Genomic DNA, 22,341 nt, shown 5'->3' on the forward strand with positions numbered 1-22,341 from the left:
CCATGCGGACGTGCCGTGTCATGCAAGATCCGGGTGACGGATCCGAAGATCCATGGGATACGTCAAAGTAGGCTAATCCACCCTTTCACAAACTTTACGATTGCCCGATGAGCGAATCGCCGTCCGTGCGTGACCGGCTCCTGCCGTCGCCGTCAGTGCGTGCCCGCCTGCTGCCGGCCTTCCAGGAGAGTGTGCTCTGGGGCTGGCTCGGCCCTCTTCTCGTGACCGCGTTCGGGGCCTTCCTGCGCCTGCGGGACCTGGGCACGCCGCACGCGGTGGTCTTCGACGAGACGTACTACGCCAGGAACGCGTACTCGCTGATCACCTATGGCGTGGAGCGCACCTCGGTGAAGGACCCCGACGCGCTGATGATGAACGGCGGCACGGGGGTGTTCTCCTCCTGCCCGCAGGTGAGCGACTGCGCCGAGTACGTGGTCCATCCCCCGCTGGGCAAGTGGCTGATCGGCCTGGGCGAGCTGATCTTCGGGGTGAACCCGTTCGGCTGGCGCATCGCGGCGGCGGTGATCGGCTCGCTCACCATCCTGATCCTGGCCAGGGTGGCGCTGCGGATGACCCGGTCGGTGCTGCTCGGCTCGCTGGCCGGCTTCCTGCTGGCCCTGGACGGCCTGCACTTCACGCTCTCCCGGATCGCGATCCTGGACATCTTCCTCACGTTCTGGATCGTCGCGGGGTTCGCCTGCCTGGTCACCGACCGGGACAGGACCAGGGAGCGGCTCGCGGACTGGCGGGAGTCGGCCGGGTCGGAGGAACTGGGGCCCCGGCTCGGGCTGCGGCCGTGGCGGCTGGCGGGCGGGCTCTGTCTGGGGGCCGGTCTGGCCACCAAGTGGACGGCGATCTTCTTCATCGTGGCGTTCACCGTCATGGTGCTGGTCTGGGACGCGGGGGCGCGGCGGGCGGTGGGGCTGCGCAGGCCGTACCTGGGAACGGGCAAGCTGGACCTGCCGCTGTCGGCGGCGTGGCTGGTGGTGGTGCCCGGGGTGGTGTACGTGGCCTCCTTCGCCGGGTGGTTCGCCTCCTCGCTCGGGTACGGGCGGAACTGGGCGCAGGCCACCGCGCACGGCCCGGCCTTCTTCGTGATCGACTCCGTCCGCTCCTGGTTCGGGTACCAGACGGCCGCGCTCTCCTTCCACACCGGCCTGGAGGCCACCCACGACTGGATGTCGGAGCCGTGGCAGTGGCCGCTGCTCCAGCGCCCGGTGGCCTTCTACTACGCCAGCCCGACCGGCTGCGGCGCCGACTCCTGCTCCGCCGCGGTGCTCAACGTGGGCACCCCCGTGATCTGGTACGGCGGGCTGCTGGCCCTGATCGCCATGGTGGCCTGGTACACGGCGGTCCGGGACTGGCGGGCCGGCGCGGTGCTGCTCGGCTACGCGGTCGGCTGGCTGCCCTGGTTCTACTTCGCGCTGGCCGACAACCGCACCATGTTCCAGTTCTACGCGCTGCCCATGGTGCCGTTCATGATCCTGGCGCTGGTGCTGGCCGGCGGGCTGCTGATCGGCAGGGCGGACGCCCCGCCGGGGCGGCGCGCGGTGGGCGCCGCGGTGGTGGGGCTGTTCGCGCTCTGCGCGCTGCTCAACTTCTGGTGGCTGCATCCGGTGCTGACCGCCGAGCCCATCCCGTACGAGGACTGGTGGCGGCGGATGCTGTTGCGGAGCTGGGCTTAGGCTTGGCCCGTGGCGAAGAGCAAAGGCGGGCAGGGCACTCCCGCGACGGTGGCGCTGACCCAGGCGAAGGCCGAGTTCACCCTGCATCCGTACGAGCATGACGCGAACGCGCAGGCCTACGGCGAGGAGGCGGCCGACGCGCTGGGGCTGCCCTACGAGCGCATCTTCAAGACGCTGGTGGCCGAGACCGAGGCCGGGCTCGCGGTCGCGGTGGTGCCGGTGGCGGGCAAGCTGGACCTGAAGGCGTTCGCGGCGGCGCTGCACGGCAAGCGGGCGGCGATGGCCGAGGCCGTCAAGGTGGAGCGGGTGACCGGTTACGTGGTGGGCGGGATCAGCCCGCTCGGCCAGCGCAAGCGCCTGCCCACGGTGGTGGACGAGTCGGCCCTCGGCTTCGAGACGATCTACTTCTCGGCCGGGCGGCGCGGCCTGCAGATCGAGACCGACCCGGCCAACCTGGTCAAGCTCACCGACGCGGTCACCGCGCCCATAGCCAAGCTCTAGCCTCGGCGAATGTTGCCGACGCGGCTGACAGGCCGGGTCGGTGAGACTCGGTCCTGAGGGGGTGGATGAGTGCACTACATGTCCGCGGTGGAGCTGTCGGGGCTGCTCAGGACCAGGCAGGTGAGCGCGGTCGAGGTGGTCGAGGCGCACCTGCGCCGGGTCGAGGAGGTCAACCCGGCGGTCAACGCGATCGTGACGCTGGTGGCCGACCAGGCGCTGCTGCGCGCCGCCGACCTGGACGCGGGTCCCTGGCGGGGGCCGCTGCACGGGTTGCCGGTCGGGCACAAGGACCTGGTGGACACGGCGGGGGTGCGCACCACGTACGGCTCTGCGGTCTTCGCCGACCACGTGCCGGATGCCGACGACCTGCTGGTGCGGCGGGTCCGGGCGGCCGGGGGGATCATGCTGGGCAAGACCAACACCCCCGAGTTCGGCACCGGCTCGCACACCGTCAACGAGGTCTTCGGAGCCACCCGCAATCCGTACGATCTGAGCAGGTCGGCCGGGGGCAGCAGCGGCGGCGCGGCGGCGGCGCTGGCCACCGGCATGGTGGCCCTGGCGGACGGGTCCGACATGGGCGGCTCGCTGCGGAACCCGGCCTCCTTCTGCAACATCGTGGGCCTGCGGCCGACGCCCGGCCGGGTGCCGACGCGCTCGGACACCGCGGCCTGGTACACGCTGGGCGTCTCGGGACCGATGGCCCGCACGGTCGCGGACCTGGCGCTCTTCCTGCGCGCGATCGCCGGCTTCGACCCGTGCTCCCCGCTGGCCGTCCGGGAGGGCGGGGAGGTCTTCGCCGAAACGCTGGAGCGCGACCTCACCGGGACCCGGATCGCGTTCAGCCCCGACCTGGGCGGGCTGCCGGTGGACGCCGGGACGGCGGTCGTCACCGCCGGCGCCGCCAAGGTGCTGGCCGACCTGGGGGCCATCGTGGAACCGGCCGACCCGGACCTGTCCGGCGCCGAGGAGGCGTTCCGCACCTACCGGTCCTGGTACTACGCGCTCAACTTCGGCGAACTGGACGGCGTCGGCCCCAACGTGGCCTGGAACGTCGAGCAGGGCCGCAAGCTCACCGGCGCCGACCTGGCCCACGCCGAACGCCTCCGCACGGCGCTCTGGCACCGGATGACCGAGTTCTGGGATCGGTACGACTTCCTGGTGGCCCCGGTCAGCCAGGTGCCGCCGTTCCCGGTGGAGGATCCGTACGTGACGCGGATCAACGGGCAGCAGATGCCGGACTATCTGGCCTGGATGCGCTCCTGCTACTGGATCAGCGTGCTCGGCGCGCCCGCCCTCTCGGTGCCCTGCGGGTTCACCGACGCGGGGCTGCCGGTGGGGGTGCAGATCGTCGGGCGGCCGTGGGCCGATCTGGACGTGCTCCGGCTCGGGCACGCCTTCGAGCGGGCCACCGGGTTCGGGCGGATCCGGCCCCAACTCACTCCTGATGGCGCTCCCGGTAGGTGACGGCGAACTCCAGCGCCCAGAACGTGCCGGCCGCCACCACCGGCCAGAACACCAGCACGCCGTAGGCGGTCAGGCCGAGTGTGTCGCGGGTGCTGTACCCGCCGGCGGCGGCCGCCTGGATCGCCGCGCCGCCTACGGAGGAGCCCACCAGATAGGCCACCAGGGCCGCCGCGACGCCTCCGGCCGCCAGGCCGGAGACCACCTCGATGGCCCGCTCCTCCGCCAGCCGGTAGCCCGCCAGCCCGCAGAGCAGGCCGAGCGCGCCGGTGATCACGGCGAACCAGCCGTCGGCGGCGATCAGGGTCTGGGTGTTGGGGTCGGCGACCAGCCACTGCCCGTCGGCCAGCAGATAATGGGTGCGCGGCGCGAAGTACGACCAGGCCAGCCCCGCCACCGCCCCCAGCACAAGGAGGACCAGGACCGTCTTCACGAAGTAGGAGATCCGCCGCACCGTCCTGATGCTAGTACCCGGGTCCCCGGCGCACATGTGGACCGGTCCCGTGGAGATTCACGGGGATCTACTCCGACGCCGTTAGCATTGCCCCGTGAACGAAGAGGCGTGGCATATCGAACCATCCGGCCCACTCCGGGGGGACGTCGAAGTCCGGGGTTCAAAGAACGCGGTTTCCAAGCACATGGTCGCGGCGATGCTGGGCACCGGCCCGAGCACGCTGCACAACGCCCCCGAGGTCGGCGAGGTCGGACTCACCGCGGCGATGCTGGAAGCCCTTGGCATCCACGTGGAGATCGCCGACGGGGAGATCACCATCGAGCAGGGCCCGGAGATCCGTCCCCGGGTGCCGGAGAAGTACACCGGGCTCAACCGGATTCCGATCCTGATGCTCGGGCCGCTGCTCCACCTGGCGGGTGAGGCGTTCGTCCCGATGGTGGGCGGGGATCCGATCGGGCGGCGGCCGGTCAACTTCCACCTGGAGGCGCTCCGGTCGATGGGCGCCGAGATCACCGAGGACGAGAACGGGATCACGGCCAAGGCCAGCCGGTTGCACGGGACGCGGATCACCTTGCCGTATCCGAGCGTCGGGGCCACCGAGACCATCCTGATGACGGCGGTGCTGGCTGAGGGGAAGACCGTCATCAAGGGCGCGGCGATGGAGCCCGAGGTGGTGGAGCTGGCGCTGTTCCTCCAGCGGATGGGGGCGATGATCGAGCTCAGCCCCGATCGGCGGATCGTGATCGAGGGTGTGGAGCGGCTGCGCGGGGCTTCCACCTGGCTGGCGGGGGATCGGATCGAGGCGTTCTCCTACCTGGTGGCCGGGCTGGTCACCGGTGGGTTCGTGCGGGTGCACGGGTGTCCGCAGGATCGGCTGGTGACGGCGATCACCACGCTGGCCCGGATGGGCGCGCGGTTCGAGATCACCGACGAGTGGCTGACCGCCGCGGCGCCCGACGGGCTGCGTGCCGCGGCTGTGCAGACCGACACCCATCCCGGGTTCATGACGGACTGGCAGACGCCGTTGATGGTGCTGTTCACCCGGGCCGAGGGCATGTCGGTCCTGCACGAGACGGTCTTCGAGAACCGGCTGGTGTACGTGCCCGCCCTGCAGAAGATGGGCTGCGAGATCGAGGTCTTCGCGCAGTGCCTGGGCGGCCCGGCCTGCCGGTACCACGACACCAACGCCAAGCACTCGGCGGTCGTCCGCGGCGTCTCCAAGCTCCGCGGCGCCGACGTGACCCTCCCCGACATCCGGGCCGGCTTCTCCGCCGTCCTGGCCGCCTCGGTGGCCGAAGGCACCTCCACCCTCCGCGGCGTCAACCACATCGAACGCGGCTACCACCGCCCGTTCGAGCAGTTCACTTCCCTGGGCCTCAAAATCCGCCGAGGCACCCCGGCGAGCTGACCTTCGCACCGGCCGTCCCTCCCGGGGGCGGCCGGTCGTCTCCGTACGTGGAGTCCGGCAGTGGCGGGGCGAGAGCCTCGGATCGCATGCCCTAGAACTTGCTCCAGAACTGCTTGTGCACCTCGTTGGACTTGACGGTGTAGATGGTGCCGTCTATCCGCTGGAACCTGTTCTCCGTGTAGACCTCGTCGCTACCGGCCGTGTCTTCGTCGAGGAAGGCCCGGCCCTGGGTGAAGATGTCGTTCATGGTGGGGTACCTGCGTTCGAACAGGTAGTCGTCGACGTCCGGCCAGTCGGCCCCCCAGTAAACCGACTGAATGAGCCTGTCGCTGGGTCTGGCGGGCGTGCAGTTGTTGTTGACGCGCCAGACGTACCCGTGGTCGTAGTCGGTGATGGTCAGGACACAGCGCGCTGACGCCGCCTGTGCGGGCGCCGCCAGGACGGACACGCCCGCGACGGTCGCCAGAGTGAGTACCGCCAGCGTGGCCTGCTTGCGCATGGCGAAGATTTTCATGGTGATCCCCGTAGTGTGATCTAGCTGAGTACGCCCAGCGGAATGCTGGGCTGCCTCAGCTTGGGGTCGAGACCTTGCGGCGCGGTTGCGACGTGGTTACCGCCGCGGCCGGCGCGCTTCGGCTGTCCACGGGGGGCCAGCACCCTTGGCTCCGGCCGCCGGGAGCGGGAGATTCGGATGCGTGGGATTTCTGCCCGTGTGGTTCGGGGTCGAAGTGCGTCGGCGGCGGCGGGAACTGTGTGTGCTGGTGGTGCTGATCGCCGTCGGACTGGGCGTGGTGCTGACCGCTGTCGCGGCGGCGCGGCGCGGGGCGAGCGCGCTTGGCAAGAGCGTCGGCGACACCGTCCGCATCCAGCTCAACACCCCGCAGGAGGTGGACCTGCTGGCGGACGCCGGGGGCACGATGCCGGGCGGCCGCGGGCCACGGATCACGGCCAGGATCGTCGGGGTCATCCGGTCGCCGGTGTTCGCCGACGGCCTGGACGGCCCGGGTGTCGTGCTGCCCTCTTCCGGCCTGTTCCAGAAATATCGCGACAACCTCCTGGGGGCCTCGGGCCGCGGGTTCTCGGTGGCCCTGGCCCGGCTCACGCACGGCGCCGCCGGAGTGGACGAGCTGCGCACGCGGATGGCGGCCCTGACCGGGCATCCGGTGCAGGTGGACGACCTGGCCGAGACCGGCCGCCACCACCAGCGACTCCTCTCCTACCAGGCGCTCAGCGTGCTCGCCCTCGGGCTGGCGGCGCTGGCCGCAGGCGCCTTCGTGATCGGGCAGTACGTCGCGCGTTGGGTGGGATCGGCCCTGGCCGACCTGCGGGTGCTGCGGCCGAGCGGGCTGACGCCGGGGCAGGAGGCGGGCGCGGCGGCGCTGGGCCCGGTGGTGGCCGGCCTGGCGGGAAGCGTGCTCGGCGGGTGCGGGGCGGCGGTGGCCTCGATCTGGACGCCGGTCGGGGCCGCCGCCGACTTCGAGCCGAGTCCCGGCTTCGACCTCGATCTGGCGGTGCTGGCGCCGGCGCTCCTGCTGGTGCCCCTGCTGATCGGGGCGGGGGCGGTGGGCGTCGCGTGGGCCGGCCGGGCGGCCGCCGCGGCACCGCGTTCGCCCGCCATGTCCGTCCTGGCCACGGCCGATCCGTCCCGCTTCGGCCAGACCCATCAGGCCGTCGTCTTCCTCGGCTACAACGGTGACCGCAAGGCGGACGTGCTGCCGAGGATCGCCCGGCCACGGCTGGGCGTGTCCCCCGCCCTACTGCCGCCGCAGATCACCGAGGTCCGCGACCTGCGCGTGCTGCCGGTGGTGCTGGCCGGGTGCCTGGCCCTGCTGGCCGTCGCGACGGCCGGCCACGCGGTGAGCGCCGCCGGGCACCGGAGGCGGCACGACATCGTGGTCCTGCGTGCGCTGGGCATGACCCCCAGGCAGGTCAGGTGGATCGCGCTCACCCAGGCCGGCGCGCTGGCGGCGCTCGGTCTCGTGTTCGGCGTGCCGCTTGGCCTGGCATTGGGCCGCACGCTGTGGCGACTGGTGGCAGAAAGCACGCCGCTGGTGTACGTTCCGCCGACCCCGGTGTGGGCGCTGGCCCTGGCCGTTCCCGTCGGCCTGGTGGCCGCCTCGGCGCTGGCGGCCCTGCCTGCCCGGGCCGCCGCCCGGCTCCACCTGGCCGGGACCCTGCGCGCCGAGTAGCCCTGTGCCCGCTACCAGTCGAAGCGGCGGCCGTAGCGGGGGCGGTAACCGCGTGGGTAGTCCCGGAATTCGCGGTAGTCCTCGTACTCCTGGTAGTCCGGGTAGTCGTCGGGGAAATCGTCGAAGGGACGGCGGTCGCGGCGTTTGCGGTTCTCGTTTTCCAGCATTTCGCGTAGGCCGGGAGTGAAGCCGCCGCCGAAGCGTTGCATGTCCGGCGGGGTGAAGGAGCGGGCCTCGGTGTCGCGGAGGGCTCTGGTCATGGAGTCGACCCAGATGGGGCCCGGGAGGGAGGCGCCCTGGACCGAGCCGTAGTGGGTTCCGCCGATCTGCACGTCGGTCAGGGGGTATTTGTAGGAGCCGCGGATGTCGCCGACGCTCACCGCCGCCGCGAGGTCGGGGGTGTAGCCGGCGAACCAGGCCGAGGTGTAGCTGTTGTTGGTGCCGGTCTTCCCGGCCGCGGGACGGCCGATGGACTGGCCCTTCATGGTGCCTTGGGTGAAGACGCCGGACAGGACACGGTTGACGGCGTCCGCCACCGGCCCCTCCACCGCGTTCGAGCAGCTGGGCGGCACGGCCACCGAGCGTCCGTCACGCTCCGAGATGGCGGTGATGGCGGTCGGCCTGCAGTACACCCCCCGGGCGGCGAAGGCGGCGAAGGCGGCGGCCACCGTGAGCGGGTCCATCTCGTTGACGCCGAGGGTGAAGGTGGGCACCTGCTGGAGGGGGGCGCCGTCGGGGCGGCGGATGCCGACGGCTTCGGCCATCTTGACCACGTTGCAGAGGCCGACCTCCTTCTCCAGCATCATGTAGAAGATGTTGGAGGACTTCCAGGTGCCGAGTTCGAGGCTGTAAGGACCGCCGACACCCTCGCCGCTGGCGTTGAACACCTTGGCCTTGGGGTCGTTGACCTTCTCTCCGGCGCAGTTGACGTAGCCCTGCGAGGGCACGAACATGCCCGGGGTGTTGAAGCCCTCCCCGAACCGCCAGCCCTTCGCGAGCGCGGCGGCCAGGGTGAAGATCTTGAAGGTGGACCCGGCCTGGAAACCCATGCCACCCCCGTGCGCCTGATCGGCGGGCAGGTTGAAGGTGGTGTTGGGGCCCAGGTTCTTGTCGCCGGGATTGCGGCCGTACTTCTTGCTGGCCGCCAGCGCGCGGATCGCCCCGGTGCCCGGTTCCACCATCGCCTCGGCGGCCACCTGGGTGTCCGCGGGCGCCACCTTGGCCCGGATGGCCTGCTCGGCGGCGCTCTGGGCGACCGGGTCGAGGGTGGTGCGCAGGGTCAGGCCGCCGATCCGCAGCCGCCGCTCCCGGTCGGCCCGGGTGAAGCCGAAGGCCGGATTGTCCAGCACCTCGGACTGCACGTACACGCAGAAGAACGGGTACTTGCTGGTCTCGCAGCCCCCGGGGGCCGGGGTCAGCTTCAGCCCCAGCGGCAGCCGCTTGGCCTGGTCCGCCTCCAGCTGGGTGATCATCCGTAGCTGGGCCATCCGGTCGAGCACGGTGTTGCGCCGCTCCAGCAGCGCGGCCTGCTGCTCCTTACCCAGCGACGGGTCGGTCCCGTACGGCGTGCGCACCGAACCGGCCAACGTGGCCGCCTGGGCCAGGGTGAGATCGTCGGCGTCCACCCCGAAGAACCGCCGGGAGGCGGCCTGCACCCCGAACGCGCCCGCCCCGAAGTAGGCGATGTTCAGGTACCGCTCCAGGATCTGGTTCTTGGTGTAGCGCTCCTCCATGGCCAGCGCGTACCGCATCTCGTTGAGCTTGCGGCGGATGCTCTGCACCCGCGCCGAGTTCCGCTCGTGGTCCGACTCGGCCCGGTTGACCATGATGTTCTTCACCAGCTGCTGGGTCAGCGAGGAGCCGCCCTGCTTGACGCCCCCGGCCCGGGCGTTGGCGATCAGCGCCCGGAGGGTGCCCTTGACGTCCAGGCCGGCGTGCTCGAAGAAGCGGGCGTCCTCGATGGCCACGATGGCGTTGCGCATGTGCCCGGAGACCTGCGCGATGGGCACCGACCGCCGGTTCTGGTAGTAGAACTGGGCGATCTTCTTGCCGTTCCGGTCCAGGATGCGGGTCATCTCCGGGAGCTGCTCCTCCCGGGGTGGCGCGGGCAGGTTGGTGAAGTTGGCCGCCGCCGCGTTGCCGGCCGCTCCCGCCCCTGCCACCCACGGCACCACCAGGGCGGCCCCCAGCAACCCTCCGACGGCCCCGCACAAGGCCAGCCCGCCGACCGCCCCGATCCGCACCATGACAACTCTCCCCATCGGCGAAATGACCAGGGGGAGCGCACGCAGCGTCAACGTAACACAACAAAGGGGTCAGACATCGCAATCACACGAGATCACCCGGAGATCACCCGGCGTCACGGCCGGAACCGTACTCCCGCACCGCAAAGTGGCGTCAGAATAGGCAGTCAACGGCGCGACACGATCTTGCACCACCCCCCGGAGACCCGCGAGTCTGAGGAGTGCAGCGGTGAGCGGCATCAGCCACGAGAGGCGGCCGGTCGACATCGGAGTGATCACCGGAACCCCCGTCGAGATGGGCGCGGTCCGGGATGTCCTCGACCTGGGCCTGGCAGCGGCCGGGGGGCTGCTCTTCTATGAGGGCACCGTGCGTACCAGAGGTACCACGTCGCGGATCGCCGCCCTCCAGGCCCGCGACTCGGTCGCGGCGGCCCTCGGCCACCTGCTCGGCCACTTCCGGCCGGGCATCGTGGTGCTGACCGGAACCGCCGAGGCCACCGACCCCGGCCTGGCCGCCGGTGACGTGGTGGTCTGCGCGGAAGCCGTGGTGGACGGCCCCGGCACCGGGATCGGCCACGCCGTCGCCGCCTTCTTCGGCGATTACGGCGACCCCGCGCACTGGCGCACCGAGGACGCCAGGGGCGTGTCCCGGGCGCACCGCGTGCTCCCGGGACCGGTCGGCACGGCCAAGCCCGCCGAGGTGGGCGAGCTGACCCAGGGCTGGGCGGTGATCCAGGGCATCACGCCCCCGGCCGCGGGCGAGACCCACCGGCGCGTCGCCGCCTGGCACGCCGCCGCGGTCCTCCAGTCCCTCATCCCCTACCTGCGGCTTACCGCACGATAGGGGTCAGGCGCCCAGACAGGCGGGGCCCAGCAGCTGCTTCAGATCACCCATGAGGGCCGGGCTGGGGTTGACCCGCAGCCGGTCGTCCAGGCGCATGACCGTGGTCCGGGGGCCGTTGTGCACCTGGAGGTGGACCTCGGTGGTGCCGGGGTGGGTGGTGAGCACCTCCTTGAGGCGGCCGACCACCGGCGGAGTGCACCGCGCGACCGGCATGCTGACCACTAAGGGCCCGCCGGACTCGCTGGTCAGGTCCGGCTGGGTCACCTCCATCGCGATGATCTTCGCGACGTCCTCCCGCTTGTCCACCCGGCCCTTGACGAAGACGATCACGTCCTCGGCCAGGATGGTGGCGCAGAGCTGGTAGGCGGACGGGAAGATCATCACCTCGATGGAGCCTTCCAGGTCCTCCAGCTGGGTGAGCACCCAGGTGTCACCCTTCTTGGTGACCTTGCGCTGCACACCGGACAGGATGCCGCCGACGGTGACGATCTGCCCGTCGGGGCGGCTCTCGTCCTGGAGCGCCGCGATCGAGCAGTCGGCCCCGCTGGACAGGATGTGCTCGACCCCCAGCAGGGGGTGGTCGGAGACGTACAGACCGAGCATCTCGCGCTCGAACTGGAGCAGCGTGTTCTTGTCCCACTCCCCCTGCGGGATCTGCACGTCGAAGGTCTGGTCCTCCACGCCCTCGATCGCGCCGAACAGCGAGTCCTGCCCGATGGCCTCGTTCTTCTTGATGTCGATGATCGCGTCCACGGCCTGCTCGTGCACCATCACCAGGCCCTTGCGCACGTGGCCCAGGGAGTCGAAGGCGCCGGACTTGATCAGCGACTCGATGACCCGCTTGTTGCACACCGACGCCGGGACCTTGCGCAGGAAGTCCTTGAAGTCGGCGAACCTGGACTTCTCCCGGCGGGCGGCGATGACCCCGTCCACCACGTTCCCGCCCACGTTCCTGATGGCCGACAGGCCGAACCGGATGTCGGTGCCGCGCGGGGTGAAGTCGAAGTCGGAGTCGTTGACGTCCGGCGGGAGCACCTTGATGCCCATCCGGCGGCACTCGTTCAGGTAGAGCGCGGACTTGTCCTTGTCGTCCTTGACCGAGGTGAGCAAGGCCGCCATGTACTCGGCGGGGTAGTTGGCCTTCAGGTAGGCCGTCCAGTACGACACCAGCCCGTACCCGGCGGTGTGCGCCTTGTTGAAGGCGTAGTCGGAGAACGGCAGCAGGATGTCCCAGAGCGCCTTGATCGCCTCGGCCGAGAAGCCGTTGTCCAGCATGCCCTTCTCGAAGAACTCGAACTGCTTGTCCAGTTCGGACTTCTTCTTCTTGCCCATGGCCCGGCGGAGCAGGTCGGCGCCGCCCAGCGAGTATCCGGCCACCTTCTGGGCGATGGCCATGACCTGCTCCTGGTAGACGATCAGGCCGTAGGTGGTGTCCAGGATCTCCCTGAGCGGCTCCTCCAGCTGGGGGTGGATCGGGGTGATCTCCTGCTGCTTGTTCTTGCGCAGCGCGTAGTTGGTGTGCGAGTTGGCGCCCATCGGGCCCGGCCGGTAGAGGGCGAGGGCGGCGGAGATGTCCTCGAAGTTGTCGGGGCGCATGATGCGCAGCAGCGAGCGCATGCCGCCGCCGTCCAGCTGGAAGATGCCCAGCGTGTCGCCCCTGGCCAGCAGCTCGTAGGTCTTGACGTCGTCCAGCGGCAGGGCGAGCAGGTCGATGTCGGTGCCGGTGTTGCCCTCGATCATCTTCAGGCAGTCGTCGATGATCGTCAGGTTCCGCAGGCCGAGGAAGTCCATCTTCAGCAGGCCGAGGGTCTCGCAGGTCGGGTAGTCGAACTGCGTGATGATCGCGCCGTCGGAATCGCGCCGCATGATCGGCACGTTGTCGACCAGCGGCTCGGCGGACATGATCACTCCGGCCGCGTGCACGCCGGTCTGCCGGATCAGGCCCTCCAGGCCCTTGGCCAGGTCCATGGTGGCCCGCACGTCGACGTCGTCCTCGTAGAGCTTGCGCAGCTCGCCGGCCTCGTTGTAGCGCGGGTGCTCGCTGTCGAAGATGCCGCTGAGCGGGATGTCCTTGCCCATGACGGCGGGCGGGAACGCCTTGGAGACGCGGTCGCCCAGCGCGTACGGATGCCCGAGGACGCGGGCGGCGTCCTTGATGGCGGCTTTCGCCTTGATGGTGCCGAAGGTGGCGATCATGGCGACCTTGTCGGAACCCCAGCGCTCGGTCACGTACCGGATCACGTCGGCCCGCCGACGTTCGTCGAAGTCGATGTCGACGTCGGGCATCGAGACGCGCTCGGGGTTGAGGAACCGTTCGAAGATCAGGCCGTGCGGGATCGGGTCCAGGTCGGTGATGCCCAGCGCGTACGCGGCCAGGGAGCCCGCGGCGGAGCCACGGCCGGGGCCCACCCGGATGCCGTTGTTCTTGGCCCACATGATGAAGTCGGCGACCACGAGGAAGTAGGACGGGAACCCCATCTGCAGGATGACGTTGATCTCGTTCTCCGCCCAGCGGCGGTGCTCCTCGTCGTACCCGTCGGGGAAGCGCCGGTCCATGCCGGCCCAGACCTGCTTGCGGAACCAGGTCTCCTCGGTCTCCCCCTCCGGCACCGGGAAGCTGGGCATCAGGTTCTTGTAGCCGAACATGTCCGACGGGTCGACCTTCTCGGCCACCAGCAGGGTGTTGCGGCACCCCTCCTGCCACAGGTCGGAGGAGTCCACGGCGCGCATCTCGTCGGCCGTCTTGATGTAGTAGCCGCTGCCGTCGAAGCGGAACCTGTCGGGGTCGGACAGCTGCTTGCCGGTCTGGATGCACAGCAGCGCGTCGTGGGAGGCCGAGTCGCTCTCGTAGGTGTAGTGGGAGTCGTTGGTGACCAGGGGCGGGATGCCCAGTTCCGCGGAGATCCGGGTGAGGCCGTCGCGGACCCGGCGCTCGATGTCCAGGCCGTGGTCCATGATCTCCAGGAAGTAGTTGTCCTTGCCGAAGATCTCCTGGAACTTGGCCGCGGCGGCGACCGCCTCGTCGTACTGCCCCAGCCGCAGGCGGGTCTGCACCTCGCCGGAGGGGCAGCCCGTGGTGGCCATCAGCCCTTCGGCGTGCTCGGCGAGCAGTTCGGCGTCCATCCGCGCCCACTTACGGACGAAGCCCTCGGTGTAGGCGCGGGAGGACAGGCGGATCAGATTGGCCAGGCCCACCTTGTTCTTGGCCCAGATGGTCATGTGGGTGTAGTAGCCGCCGGCCGAGACGTCGTCGCTCTTCTGGTGCGGCTCGCCCCACAGGACCTGCTTCTTGTGGTGGCGGGAGGCGGGCGCCACGTACGCCTCGATGCCGAGGATCGGCTTTACTCCCGCGCCGGTAGCCTGCTTGTAGAAGTCGTAGGCCCCGTGCATGTTGCCGTGGTCGGTGATGGCGATCGCGGGCATGCCCAGCTCGCCCACGAGTTTGAACATCTGCTTCAACCGGGCCGCACCGTCGAGCATCGAGTACTCCGTGTGGACGTGCAGATGCACAAACGAATCGCCCATGAGACCCCCATCTTCCGACCCGGTGACGAGAGCCTACGCCGAAAAAGTCGTCACGTGTGTCACAGTCGAAACGATCTTCGGGGGGAGACGGCCGGTGAAAAACGGCACCGACGAGGGCTATTCGCACGCCCTGGGAAACCGCCAGGTTCAGATGATCGCCATCGGGGGCGCCATCGGCGTCGGCCTGTTCCTCGGCTCCGGCGGACGCCTGGCCGCCGCGGGCCCCGCCCTGGTCATCTCGTACGCGCTGGCGGGCGTGGCCGCCTTCTTCGTCATGCGCGCCCTGGGCGAACTGGTCCTCTACCGCCCCACCTCCGGCTCCTTCGTGGACTACGCCACCACCTTCATCGGCCCCTGGGCGGGCTTCGCCAGCGGCTGGATGTACTGGATCAACTGGGCCGCCACCGGGGTGGCCGAACTGACCGCGGTGGCCATCTACGTCCACAAGTGGGCACCGGACTTCCCGCGCTGGCTGACCGCGCTGATCGCACTGGGCCTGGTGCTGTCGGTGAACCTGGTCTCGGTGCGGCTCTTCGGCGAGCTGGAGTTCTGGTTCGCGCTGCTGAAGGTGGCCGCCATCGTGACCTTCCTGGTGGTCGGCCTCTACCTGGTGCTGTTCTCGGTGCACGGGGCCGGCCCGGCGCACCTGACCGAGGTGGGCGGGTTCTTCCCGAGCGGGTTCGGCCCGGTGCTGATGAGCCTGCAGGCGGTGGTCTTCGCGTACGCCTCGATCGAGGTGGTCGGCATCGCGGCCGGGGAGACCAAGGACCCGGCCAAGATCATGCCCCGCGCGATCAACGGGGTGACCTGGCGGATCGCGATCTTCTACGTGGGCTCGGTGCTGCTGCTGGCCATGGTGCTGCCGTGGACGACCTACCAGGCGGGCCAGTCCCCGTTCGTCACGGTCTTCAGCCACCTGGGATTCCCGGTCGCCGGGGACATCATGAACCTGGTGGTGATCACCGCCGCCATGTCCTCCTGCAACTCCGGCCTGTACGCCACCGGCCGCATCCTGCGCTCGATGGCGCTGCGCGGCGAGGCCCCCGGATTCGCCAAGGCGATGAGCGGGCGGCACGTGCCGTACGGGGGAATCCTGTTCACCGCCGTGGTCCTGCTGGGCGGGGTGGTCCTGTACTACTTCGTCCCGGAGCGGGCCTTCAACATCGCCACCGCGGTGGCCTCGCTGGGCGTGGTCACCACCTGGGGCACCTTCCTGTTCTGCCAGCTGCGGCTGCGCCAGGCCGCGCTCCGCGGCGAGCTGGCCAGGCCCGCCTTCCGGATGCCCGGCGCGCCGGTCACCAACTGGATCACGCTGGGATTCCTGGCCCTCGTGGTGATCCTGATGCCGTTCGCCGACCCCGACCAGCGGGTGGCCTTCTACCTGATCCCGGTGCTGGCCGTCGCGATCACGGTGGGCTGGCGGGTCACCCAGGCCCGGCGATCATCGGTCGTCCCGCCCGTGTGCGAACCTCCCGTTGCGGACCCGATGTCCTAAAGGTGATACCCCTGGTCTGAGTTTGTCTCGGATCCCGGGATCGGGGCAGTGGTTCGCCGTTTGATCCATTTGCCATCCGTGGGACGATTCTTGGGTTTCGAGAGGGGTGTGAATGTCGAACGCGGAAGGCCGACTCGTCGGAGGCCGGTACCAGCTGATCCAGCCCATCGGCCGCGGTGGCATGGGCATCGTCTGGAGGGCCCACGACGAGCTGCTGGACCGCACGGTGGCCGTCAAGGAGGTCAGGTACGACAGCGCCATGGACGACGAGCTGGAAGAGCTCAACCGGCGCACCATGCGCGAGGCGCGGGCGGCCGGCCGGCTCACCCACCCCAACGTGGTCGTGGTGCACGACGTGATCGAGGAGGACGGCCGTCCCTGGATCATCATGCAGCTGGTGGAGTCCCGCTCGCTCGGCCAGGTGATCAGGGAGGACGGCCCGCTGCCCCCGTCCCGGGTCACCGACATCGGCCTGCAGGTGCTGGACGCGCTCCGCGCCGCGCACGGCCAGGGCGTGCTGCACCGGGACGTGAAGCCGGAGAACGTACTGCTGGCCGAGGACGGCCGGGTGGTGCTCACCGACTTCGGCATCGCCCGGGTGGAGACCGACTCCACGATGACCAGGACCGGCCTGGTCGGCACCCCCGCCTTCATCGCCCCCGAACGGTTAAGGGGCGGGCCCGCCCAGCGCGAGTCCGACCTGTGGTCGCTCGGCGCCACCCTGTACGCGGCCGTGGAGGGCCGCCCGCCGCACGACCGGGGCATGGCCATGGCGACCATGCACGCGGTGCTGAACGACGAGCCGGACCCCGCCGTGCACGCGGGACGGCTGGGCGTGGTCCTGGAACGCCTGCTGACCAAGGAGCCGGAGGAGCGGCCCGACTACGACGAGACGGTACGGCTGCTGCGCGGCGCCAAGGAACCCGCCACCAAGCCGTTCCCCACCAGCCAGCAGGAGACCTCCCCCTCGGTCCAGCCCAAGCCGGTCCAACCCAAGACGGTCAAGTCCAAGCCGGTCAAGCCGAAGCCGGTCCCGCCCAGGCCGGCCAAGCCCTCCCCGGCGGTGAAGTCCAGCGAGGCCGACACCGGCCCCGTCGAGATCCCCGCCCCCCGGCCCAAGCCGGACCCCGAACCCGCCGACCCCGAGGAGACGCCCAAGCGCACCCCGATTCCGGCCAGCGCCCGCCGCCGGGACCCGTACCCGCCGGAGACGGGCATGCGCGCGCTGCCGGGCACCTGGGAGCCGGAGGCACCCGCCCCGGAACCGCGCGAGGAGGAGGCCGCCGCCGCCAAGCCGCCGCCCCCGGTCTACCCCGACTGGAGCACCGAGCCCCGGCGGATGAGCCCGGCGGTCAAGGCGGCGCTGGTGATCGTCCCCGCTCTGCTGGTCATCGCGGGGGTCGGCGTCTGGCTGGGTGCCCAGCAGGCCAGCCAGGAGGCCGGCCAGGGCGGCGGTGCCGCCGCCACATCCGCGCCTGGTGCCACGACCCCGGCCGAGCCGTCCGCAAGCACCACCCCTGCGGAGCCCTCACCCTCGTCCTCTTCCTCGTCCTCACCGTCTTCCTCGTCCTCGCCGAGCCCGTCGGCGGGCGCGCTCCCCGCGGGCTGGAAGACGCACAAGGACCCGAAGGGCTTCAAGCTGGCCCTGCCGAAGGGCTGGAAGGTGTCCTCGCGGGACTCGGGCAACGTGTATTTCCGGGGGCCGCTGGACGGGGCGTACCTGCAGATCGGGTTCACCAGTTCCCCCAAGTCGGACGCGGTCAAGGACTGGGAGAACCAGGAGCGGAGCACCCGGGGCAACTGGCCCGGCTACAAGCGGATAAAGATCGAATCGGTGGACTACTTCCGGGAAGCCGCCGACTGGGAGTTCACCTGGGAGCCGGGCGGTTCCACCGGCCACATCCGCAACCGCGGCTTCGTCGTCGACGACCGCCACGGGTACGCGATTCTCTGGAAGACGCGGGACAAGGACTGGAAGAAGTATCTTCACTATTTCGACACTTTCGCGGCTACCTTCGAACCCGCGAAGTGAGCCCCGGCCCGGGTGGGACGGTGCTGACGTTTCGGAGGGGGATCGGTGGAGGAACCGCGTCGCCTGGCCGGCAGGTACCAGCTGATTGAACGTATCGGCAGGGGTGGCATGGGCGTGGTCTGGCGCGCCCACGACGAGCTGCTGGACCGCGCGGTCGCGGTCAAGGAGGTCCTCTACTCGCCGATGAGCGAGGAGGACCGGATCGCGTTCAACCGCAGGACGATCCGGGAGGCGAGGGCCGCCGGGCGGCTCTCCCACCCCAACGTGATCGTGGTGCACGACGTGGTCGAGGAGGACGGCCGCCCCTGGATCGTCATGCAGCTGGTCCGCTCCCGCTCGCTCGGCGAGGTGGTCCGCGAGCACGGCCCGATCATCCCCGAGCGCGCCGCCGCGATCGGCCTGCAGATCCTGGACGCGCTCTGCACGGCGCACGCCGCCGGCATCCTGCACCGGGACGTCAAGCCGGAGAACGTGCTGCTCACCGGGGACAACCGGGTGGTGCTCACCGACTTCGGCATCGCGACCATGGTCGAGGAGCCGGGTCTGACCATCACCGGCGGGCTCACCGGGACCCCCGCCTTCATGCCGCCGGAGCGGCTGATGGGGCATCCGGCCACGCCCGAGTCGGATCTGTGGTCGCTGGGGGCCACCATCTACGCGGCGGTGGAGGGGCGTTCGCCGTACGAGCGGGTCACGCCGATCGCGAGCATGGCCGCGGTGCTCCAGAACGAGCCGGACCCGGCGCACCGGGCCGGTCCGCTGGCGCCGGTCCTGGAGGGACTGCTGCGGAAGAACCCCGAGCAGCGCATCGACGCGGTGGAGGCGGAGGAGCTGCTGAAGCGGGCGGCGGCCGGCATCATCCCCACCCCGCGTCACCCGGCGGCGAGCCCGCATACGCCGCCCCCGGTGCCCGCCTGGCAGCACCCCTCGCCCGCGCTGCCGCCCCATCAGAGTCTCCCGCCCGGGGTCCCACATCCGAGTCCCCCGCCCGGGGTCCCCCCGTACCAGATTCCCCCGGTCGCGGTCCCCCCGCACCCGACCCCCCAGAACGCCGTCACACCCCGCTCGATCTCGCCGTGGACGCCCGCGATCCAGGAGCCCCGGCAGGTGACCGCCGACCCCGTGCCGCCACCGCGACCGCCGGGCCGACCCAAGGCGCTCCTGCTGCTCATCCCCGTGCTGGCGCTGGCCCTCGTGGCCGGCGGCTGGTACGGCTACCAGACCTTGTTCGCCGAGTCACCCCGCCTGACCACCACGAACGTCTCCTCGCCCAGCCCTGCGGACACGCCCGCCGACGAGACGACGCCCTCCCCGACCCCTTCGGCGCGCCCCACCCGGCAACTGCCGCCGGGCTGGCGGAACTACCGGGACGAACTCGGCTTCGCCATCGCGCTGCCGCCGGGCTGGGCCGCCACCGACCGGCAGGAGACCCGGGTACGGTTCCGGGGTCCCGGCATGGACGGCTACCTGCAGGTCGACCTCACCCCCTGGGAGGAGACCGACCCGGTGGCGGCGCTGGAGACGGTGGAACGCAACTCCACCGAGCGGGGGCTGCTGCCCGGCTACCAGAAGATCAGCCTGGAGCCGGGCGAGTACAAGGGCGTGCCCGCCGCGGACTGGGAGTTCACCTTCCGGCCCTCCTCGGGACCGCAGCGGGTGATCGACCGGGCGTTCAAGATCGAGGAAACCTGTTACGCGCTCTACTGGCAGGTGCCGGAGCGCCGGTGGAGCACGGGGTTGTCGTACTTCGACACCTTTGCCGCGACATTCCGCCCCACCTGAGCACCTCGGTTAATGGGAAAGGGACGGCCTCTGGTTGCCTGATCAGCAGGCGGTTTTCTCATTAATACGATTGCGGACATGCATGACGAAATACGGCACGACCGCAGGGCGGCGATCAGGGACGGTCTCGGGGTGGGGATCGCCGTCGGCGTCTCCGGGGTGGCCTTCGGCGCCGCGGCGATCACGGCCGGTCTGAGCGTGCCGCAGGCGTGCGCGCTCAGCCTGGTGGCCTTCACCGGCGCCTCCCAGTTCGCGCTGGCCGGAGTGGTCGCCGGGGGCGGCGGCCTGGTCGCGGGCACCGCGGGGGCCCTGCTGCTCGGGGTGCGCAACAGCTTCTACGGCCTGCGCCTGGCGGTCATCCTGGAAGGCGGCGGGCGACTGCGGCGGCTGCTCACCGCGCAGGGGGTGATCGACGAGACCACCGCGGTGGCGCTGGCCCAGCCGAACGCGGCGGCGGCACGGGCCGGGTTCTTCACCACCTTCGCCGCCGTCTACCTGATGTGGAACCTGACCACGCTGCTGGGCGCGCTGGGGGCCTCCCAGGTCAGCGACCCGGCCGTGTTCGGGCTCGACGTGGTCGGCCCGGCGACCTTCGTGGCCCTGCTCTGGCCCCGGCTGCGCGGAGACGAGCGCACGCCCAAGGCGGAGACCGCGCGCATCCGGCTGATCGCGGCCGGGGGCGCGGCCATCGCGCTGGCCGCCACGCCGGTCACCGCCCCGGGCGTGCCCGTGCTGCTGGCGGCGACGGCCGCGCTGGTGGTGATGCTGCTGCCCGAGCAGAGCACCGAGCCGGAGCAGAACGCCGAGGAGGCGTCGGCATGAGCGTCTGGTGGGCCGTCGCGGTCACCTGCGTGGGTTGTTACCTGCTCAAGCTCTCGGGCCTGGCCGCCCCGCGCCGGGTGCTCGAACATCCGGGGGTACGGCGCTTCGCGGCGCTGGTGCCGGTCGCGCTGCTGGCCGCGCTGATCGCCGTACAGACTTTCGGGCACGGCCAGCAACTCCACCTGGACGGCGCCAGAACCGCCGGGCTGGCCGCGGCCGTACTCGCCCTGCTGTTCCGTGCCCCGTTCCTGGCGGTGCTCGTGATCGCTGCCGTTGTGACCGCTTTGACACGATATTTCGGAATGTAGGGGGAGTTCGCGGGTAGCCCGGGGGGCATGGCCGAAACTGGGACGCGTATGGTGGCCGGGCGGTACCGGCTGATCGAGCCGCTCGGCCGGGGCGGGATGGGCACGGTGTGGCGGGCCCTGGACGAGACCCTCCAGCGGGAGGTGGCCGTCAAGGAACTGGACGCCTCCCGCGACCTCACCACCCAGGACCGGGAGCTCTTCGCCGTCCGCACCTTCCGGGAGGCCCGCGCCGCCGGACGGCTCAGCCACCCCGGGGTGGCCGCCGTCTACGACGTCTTCGAGGAGACCGGCCACCCGTGGATCGTGATGCAACTGGTCCGCTCCCGCACACTCGGCGAAGAGATCAGGGCACACGGACCGCTCCCACCTCGGCGGGTGGCCGAAATCGGACTCCAGGTGCTGAGCGCCCTGCGCGCCGCCCACGGGGCCGGGGTCCTGCACCGGGACGTCAAACCCGACAACGTCCTGCTGGCCGAGGACGGCCGGGCCGTACTCACCGACTTCGGCATCGCCACCCTGGAAGACGACTCACCGGTGACCCGAACCGGCGCCCTGGTCGGCACCCCCGCCTTCATCGCCCCGGAACGCGCCGCCGGCGGCAGCGCCCAGCGCTCCTCCGACCTGTGGTCCCTGGGCGTGACCATGTTCGCCGCCGTCGAGGGCCGCTCCCCCTTCCATCGAGGGCACGCCCTGGCCTCACTGGCGGCCGTGATGTACGAGGATCCGGTTCCGATGCGACGGGCAGGGGTCCTGGCCCCCGTCCTGACCGAGTTGTTGCGGAAAGATCCCGCGCAGCGGATGACGACTCCCGAGGCCGAACGCCTGCTACGGTCGATCGCCGCCGGTTACCCACCCATGCCGACCGAGGAACTGACACCAGGCCGGACCCGAGGGTGGACGCTGGCCGCGGTCGCCGGGGTGCTCCTGGTAGGCGTGGCAACCGGCGGTGTCGCCTACCTGACAGCCGAGAGCGACGCAAAACCACCGCCCCCCACCCCAAAAATGGTGATCACCCCCGCATCCCCCGAAGTTTCACCATCCGATGTCCCCACATCCATCCAGAAATCAGAACAACACCCAGCCAAGAAACCCCGCAAACCGCCCCCCTCCGAGAAGCGCGACAACAACGGCCGCGGCAACTCCGAGGACCGCCCCAACAAGGGCACAGGCAACGAGAACGACCAAGGCAACGACGACAGCGAGAACGACCAGAGCGAACCCCCAACCGACAACCTCATCGAGCCCAACTCGGACCAGGCCAACCAAAGCCCAGCCCCCGCGTAAACGGAACCCAACGCGGCTATCGCGCTGATCGCGCTATGGACCAGTACGCCCAACCTCGGGCGCAAGCCAGAGCCCACCCCCGGCGTAAGCCGAACCCGACCGGAGGTCAAAGGGGGATGCGGGGCATCCACGGCAACCAGGACACATCAACCCGACCCAGCCCCGGCGTAAGCCGAACCCGACCGAAGGCCAAGGGTGATGGGTGGGAAACGCCCACGGCAACCAATCTTTCGCACGTCGGGGCGGTAGCCAAGCCTCCCGGCGGGAGCCGGGCCCGGACCCGGAGGGTCGGAAGGGTGGGTGGGCGG

16 protein-coding genes are annotated in these 22,341 nt (G+C 70.5%); 12 read left to right on the top strand and 4 right to left on the bottom strand.

Going from position 1 to position 22,341, the window contains the following annotated elements; all coding sequences use genetic code 11:
* The first annotated feature begins 107 nt into the window (after positions 1-107).
* The 3 genes from KIP79_RS10110 (at position 108) to KIP79_RS10120 (ending at position 3,650) form a co-directional block, all read left to right on the top strand.
* The gene (locus KIP79_RS10110) at positions 108-1,685 is read left to right on the top strand and encodes a dolichyl-phosphate-mannose--protein mannosyltransferase (RefSeq protein ID WP_214104432.1); all 1,578 of its coding nucleotides are present in this window, start codon (positions 108-110) and stop codon (positions 1,683-1,685) included.
* Positions 1,686-1,694: 9 nt separating this feature from the next.
* Complete coding sequence (gene ybaK, locus KIP79_RS10115) at positions 1,695-2,186, top strand: Cys-tRNA(Pro) deacylase (RefSeq protein WP_308169647.1); 492 nt, start codon at positions 1,695-1,697, stop codon at positions 2,184-2,186.
* Positions 2,187-2,264: 78 nt separating this feature from the next.
* Positions 2,265-3,650, top strand: a complete 1,386-nt coding sequence (locus KIP79_RS10120) for an amidase (RefSeq protein ID WP_214104470.1) — start codon at positions 2,265-2,267, stop codon at positions 3,648-3,650.
* On the opposite strand, the gene KIP79_RS10125 is transcribed toward KIP79_RS10120, so the two are convergent.
* On the bottom strand, positions 3,622-4,101 hold the full coding sequence (locus tag KIP79_RS10125; RefSeq protein WP_214104433.1) for a hypothetical protein: 480 nt from the start codon (positions 4,099-4,101) through the stop codon (positions 3,622-3,624). The genes KIP79_RS10120 and KIP79_RS10125 overlap by 29 nt on opposite strands.
* A 94-nt stretch (positions 4,102-4,195) precedes the next feature.
* On the opposite strand from KIP79_RS10125, the gene murA reads away from it, so the two are divergent.
* Complete coding sequence (murA, locus tag KIP79_RS10130; protein ID WP_214104434.1) at positions 4,196-5,509, top strand: UDP-N-acetylglucosamine 1-carboxyvinyltransferase; 1,314 nt, start codon at positions 4,196-4,198, stop codon at positions 5,507-5,509.
* Between the two features lie 91 nt (positions 5,510-5,600).
* Here murA and KIP79_RS10135 read toward each other — a convergent pair whose 3' ends face one another.
* Positions 5,601-6,023 (bottom strand): hypothetical protein, encoded by a 423-nt coding sequence (locus KIP79_RS10135; protein ID WP_214104435.1) that lies wholly within the window; start codon positions 6,021-6,023, stop codon positions 5,601-5,603.
* Positions 6,024-6,204: 181 nt separating this feature from the next.
* Here KIP79_RS10135 and KIP79_RS10140 point away from each other — a divergent pair, with 181 nt between their 5' ends.
* A complete protein-coding gene (locus KIP79_RS10140; RefSeq protein ID WP_214104436.1) occupies positions 6,205-7,698 on the top strand; it encodes an FtsX-like permease family protein in 1,494 nt (497 codons plus the stop codon).
* Positions 7,699-7,709: 11 nt separating this feature from the next.
* Here the strand turns inward: KIP79_RS10140 and KIP79_RS10145 are convergent, their stop codons facing one another.
* The gene (locus KIP79_RS10145; RefSeq protein ID WP_250212955.1) at positions 7,710-9,944 is read right to left on the bottom strand and encodes a transglycosylase domain-containing protein; all 2,235 of its coding nucleotides are present in this window, start codon (positions 9,942-9,944) and stop codon (positions 7,710-7,712) included.
* A 226-nt stretch (positions 9,945-10,170) separates the two neighbouring features.
* Between KIP79_RS10145 and KIP79_RS10150 the strand changes: the two genes are divergently transcribed.
* The gene (locus KIP79_RS10150) at positions 10,171-10,785 is read left to right on the top strand and encodes a nucleoside phosphorylase-I family protein (RefSeq protein ID WP_214104438.1); all 615 of its coding nucleotides are present in this window, start codon (positions 10,171-10,173) and stop codon (positions 10,783-10,785) included.
* 3 nt (positions 10,786-10,788) lie between these two features.
* Here KIP79_RS10150 and dnaE read toward each other — a convergent pair whose 3' ends face one another.
* Entirely contained in the window at positions 10,789-14,310 is a 3,522-nt protein-coding gene (gene dnaE, locus KIP79_RS10155) for a DNA polymerase III subunit alpha (protein ID WP_214104439.1), read from the bottom strand.
* 94 nt (positions 14,311-14,404) lie between these two features.
* On the opposite strand from dnaE, the gene KIP79_RS10160 reads away from it, so the two are divergent.
* From KIP79_RS10160 to KIP79_RS10185, 6 genes are all read left to right on the top strand, one after another.
* Positions 14,405-15,805, top strand: a complete 1,401-nt coding sequence (locus KIP79_RS10160; protein WP_308169648.1) for an amino acid permease — start codon at positions 14,405-14,407, stop codon at positions 15,803-15,805.
* 112 nt (positions 15,806-15,917) lie between these two features.
* Entirely contained in the window at positions 15,918-17,837 is a 1,920-nt protein-coding gene (locus KIP79_RS10165) for a serine/threonine-protein kinase (protein ID WP_214104441.1), read from the top strand.
* Positions 17,838-17,882: 45 nt separating this feature from the next.
* A complete protein-coding gene (locus KIP79_RS10170; protein ID WP_214104442.1) occupies positions 17,883-19,619 on the top strand; it encodes a serine/threonine-protein kinase in 1,737 nt (578 codons plus the stop codon).
* A gap of 78 nt (positions 19,620-19,697) precedes the next feature.
* Complete coding sequence (locus KIP79_RS10175) at positions 19,698-20,441, top strand: AzlC family ABC transporter permease (protein WP_214104443.1); 744 nt, start codon at positions 19,698-19,700, stop codon at positions 20,439-20,441.
* Complete coding sequence (locus KIP79_RS10180; protein ID WP_214104444.1) at positions 20,438-20,749, top strand: AzlD domain-containing protein; 312 nt, start codon at positions 20,438-20,440, stop codon at positions 20,747-20,749. The genes KIP79_RS10175 and KIP79_RS10180 overlap by 4 nt, the downstream gene beginning before the upstream one ends.
* A gap of 27 nt (positions 20,750-20,776) precedes the next feature.
* On the top strand, positions 20,777-22,033 hold the full coding sequence (locus KIP79_RS10185) for a serine/threonine-protein kinase (protein WP_214104445.1): 1,257 nt from the start codon (positions 20,777-20,779) through the stop codon (positions 22,031-22,033).
* Positions 22,034-22,341 lie beyond the last annotated feature (308 nt).

This window comes from Acrocarpospora catenulata (assembly GCF_018476525.1).
Classification (GTDB): Bacteria; Actinomycetota; Actinomycetes; order Streptosporangiales; family Streptosporangiaceae; genus Acrocarpospora; species Acrocarpospora catenulata.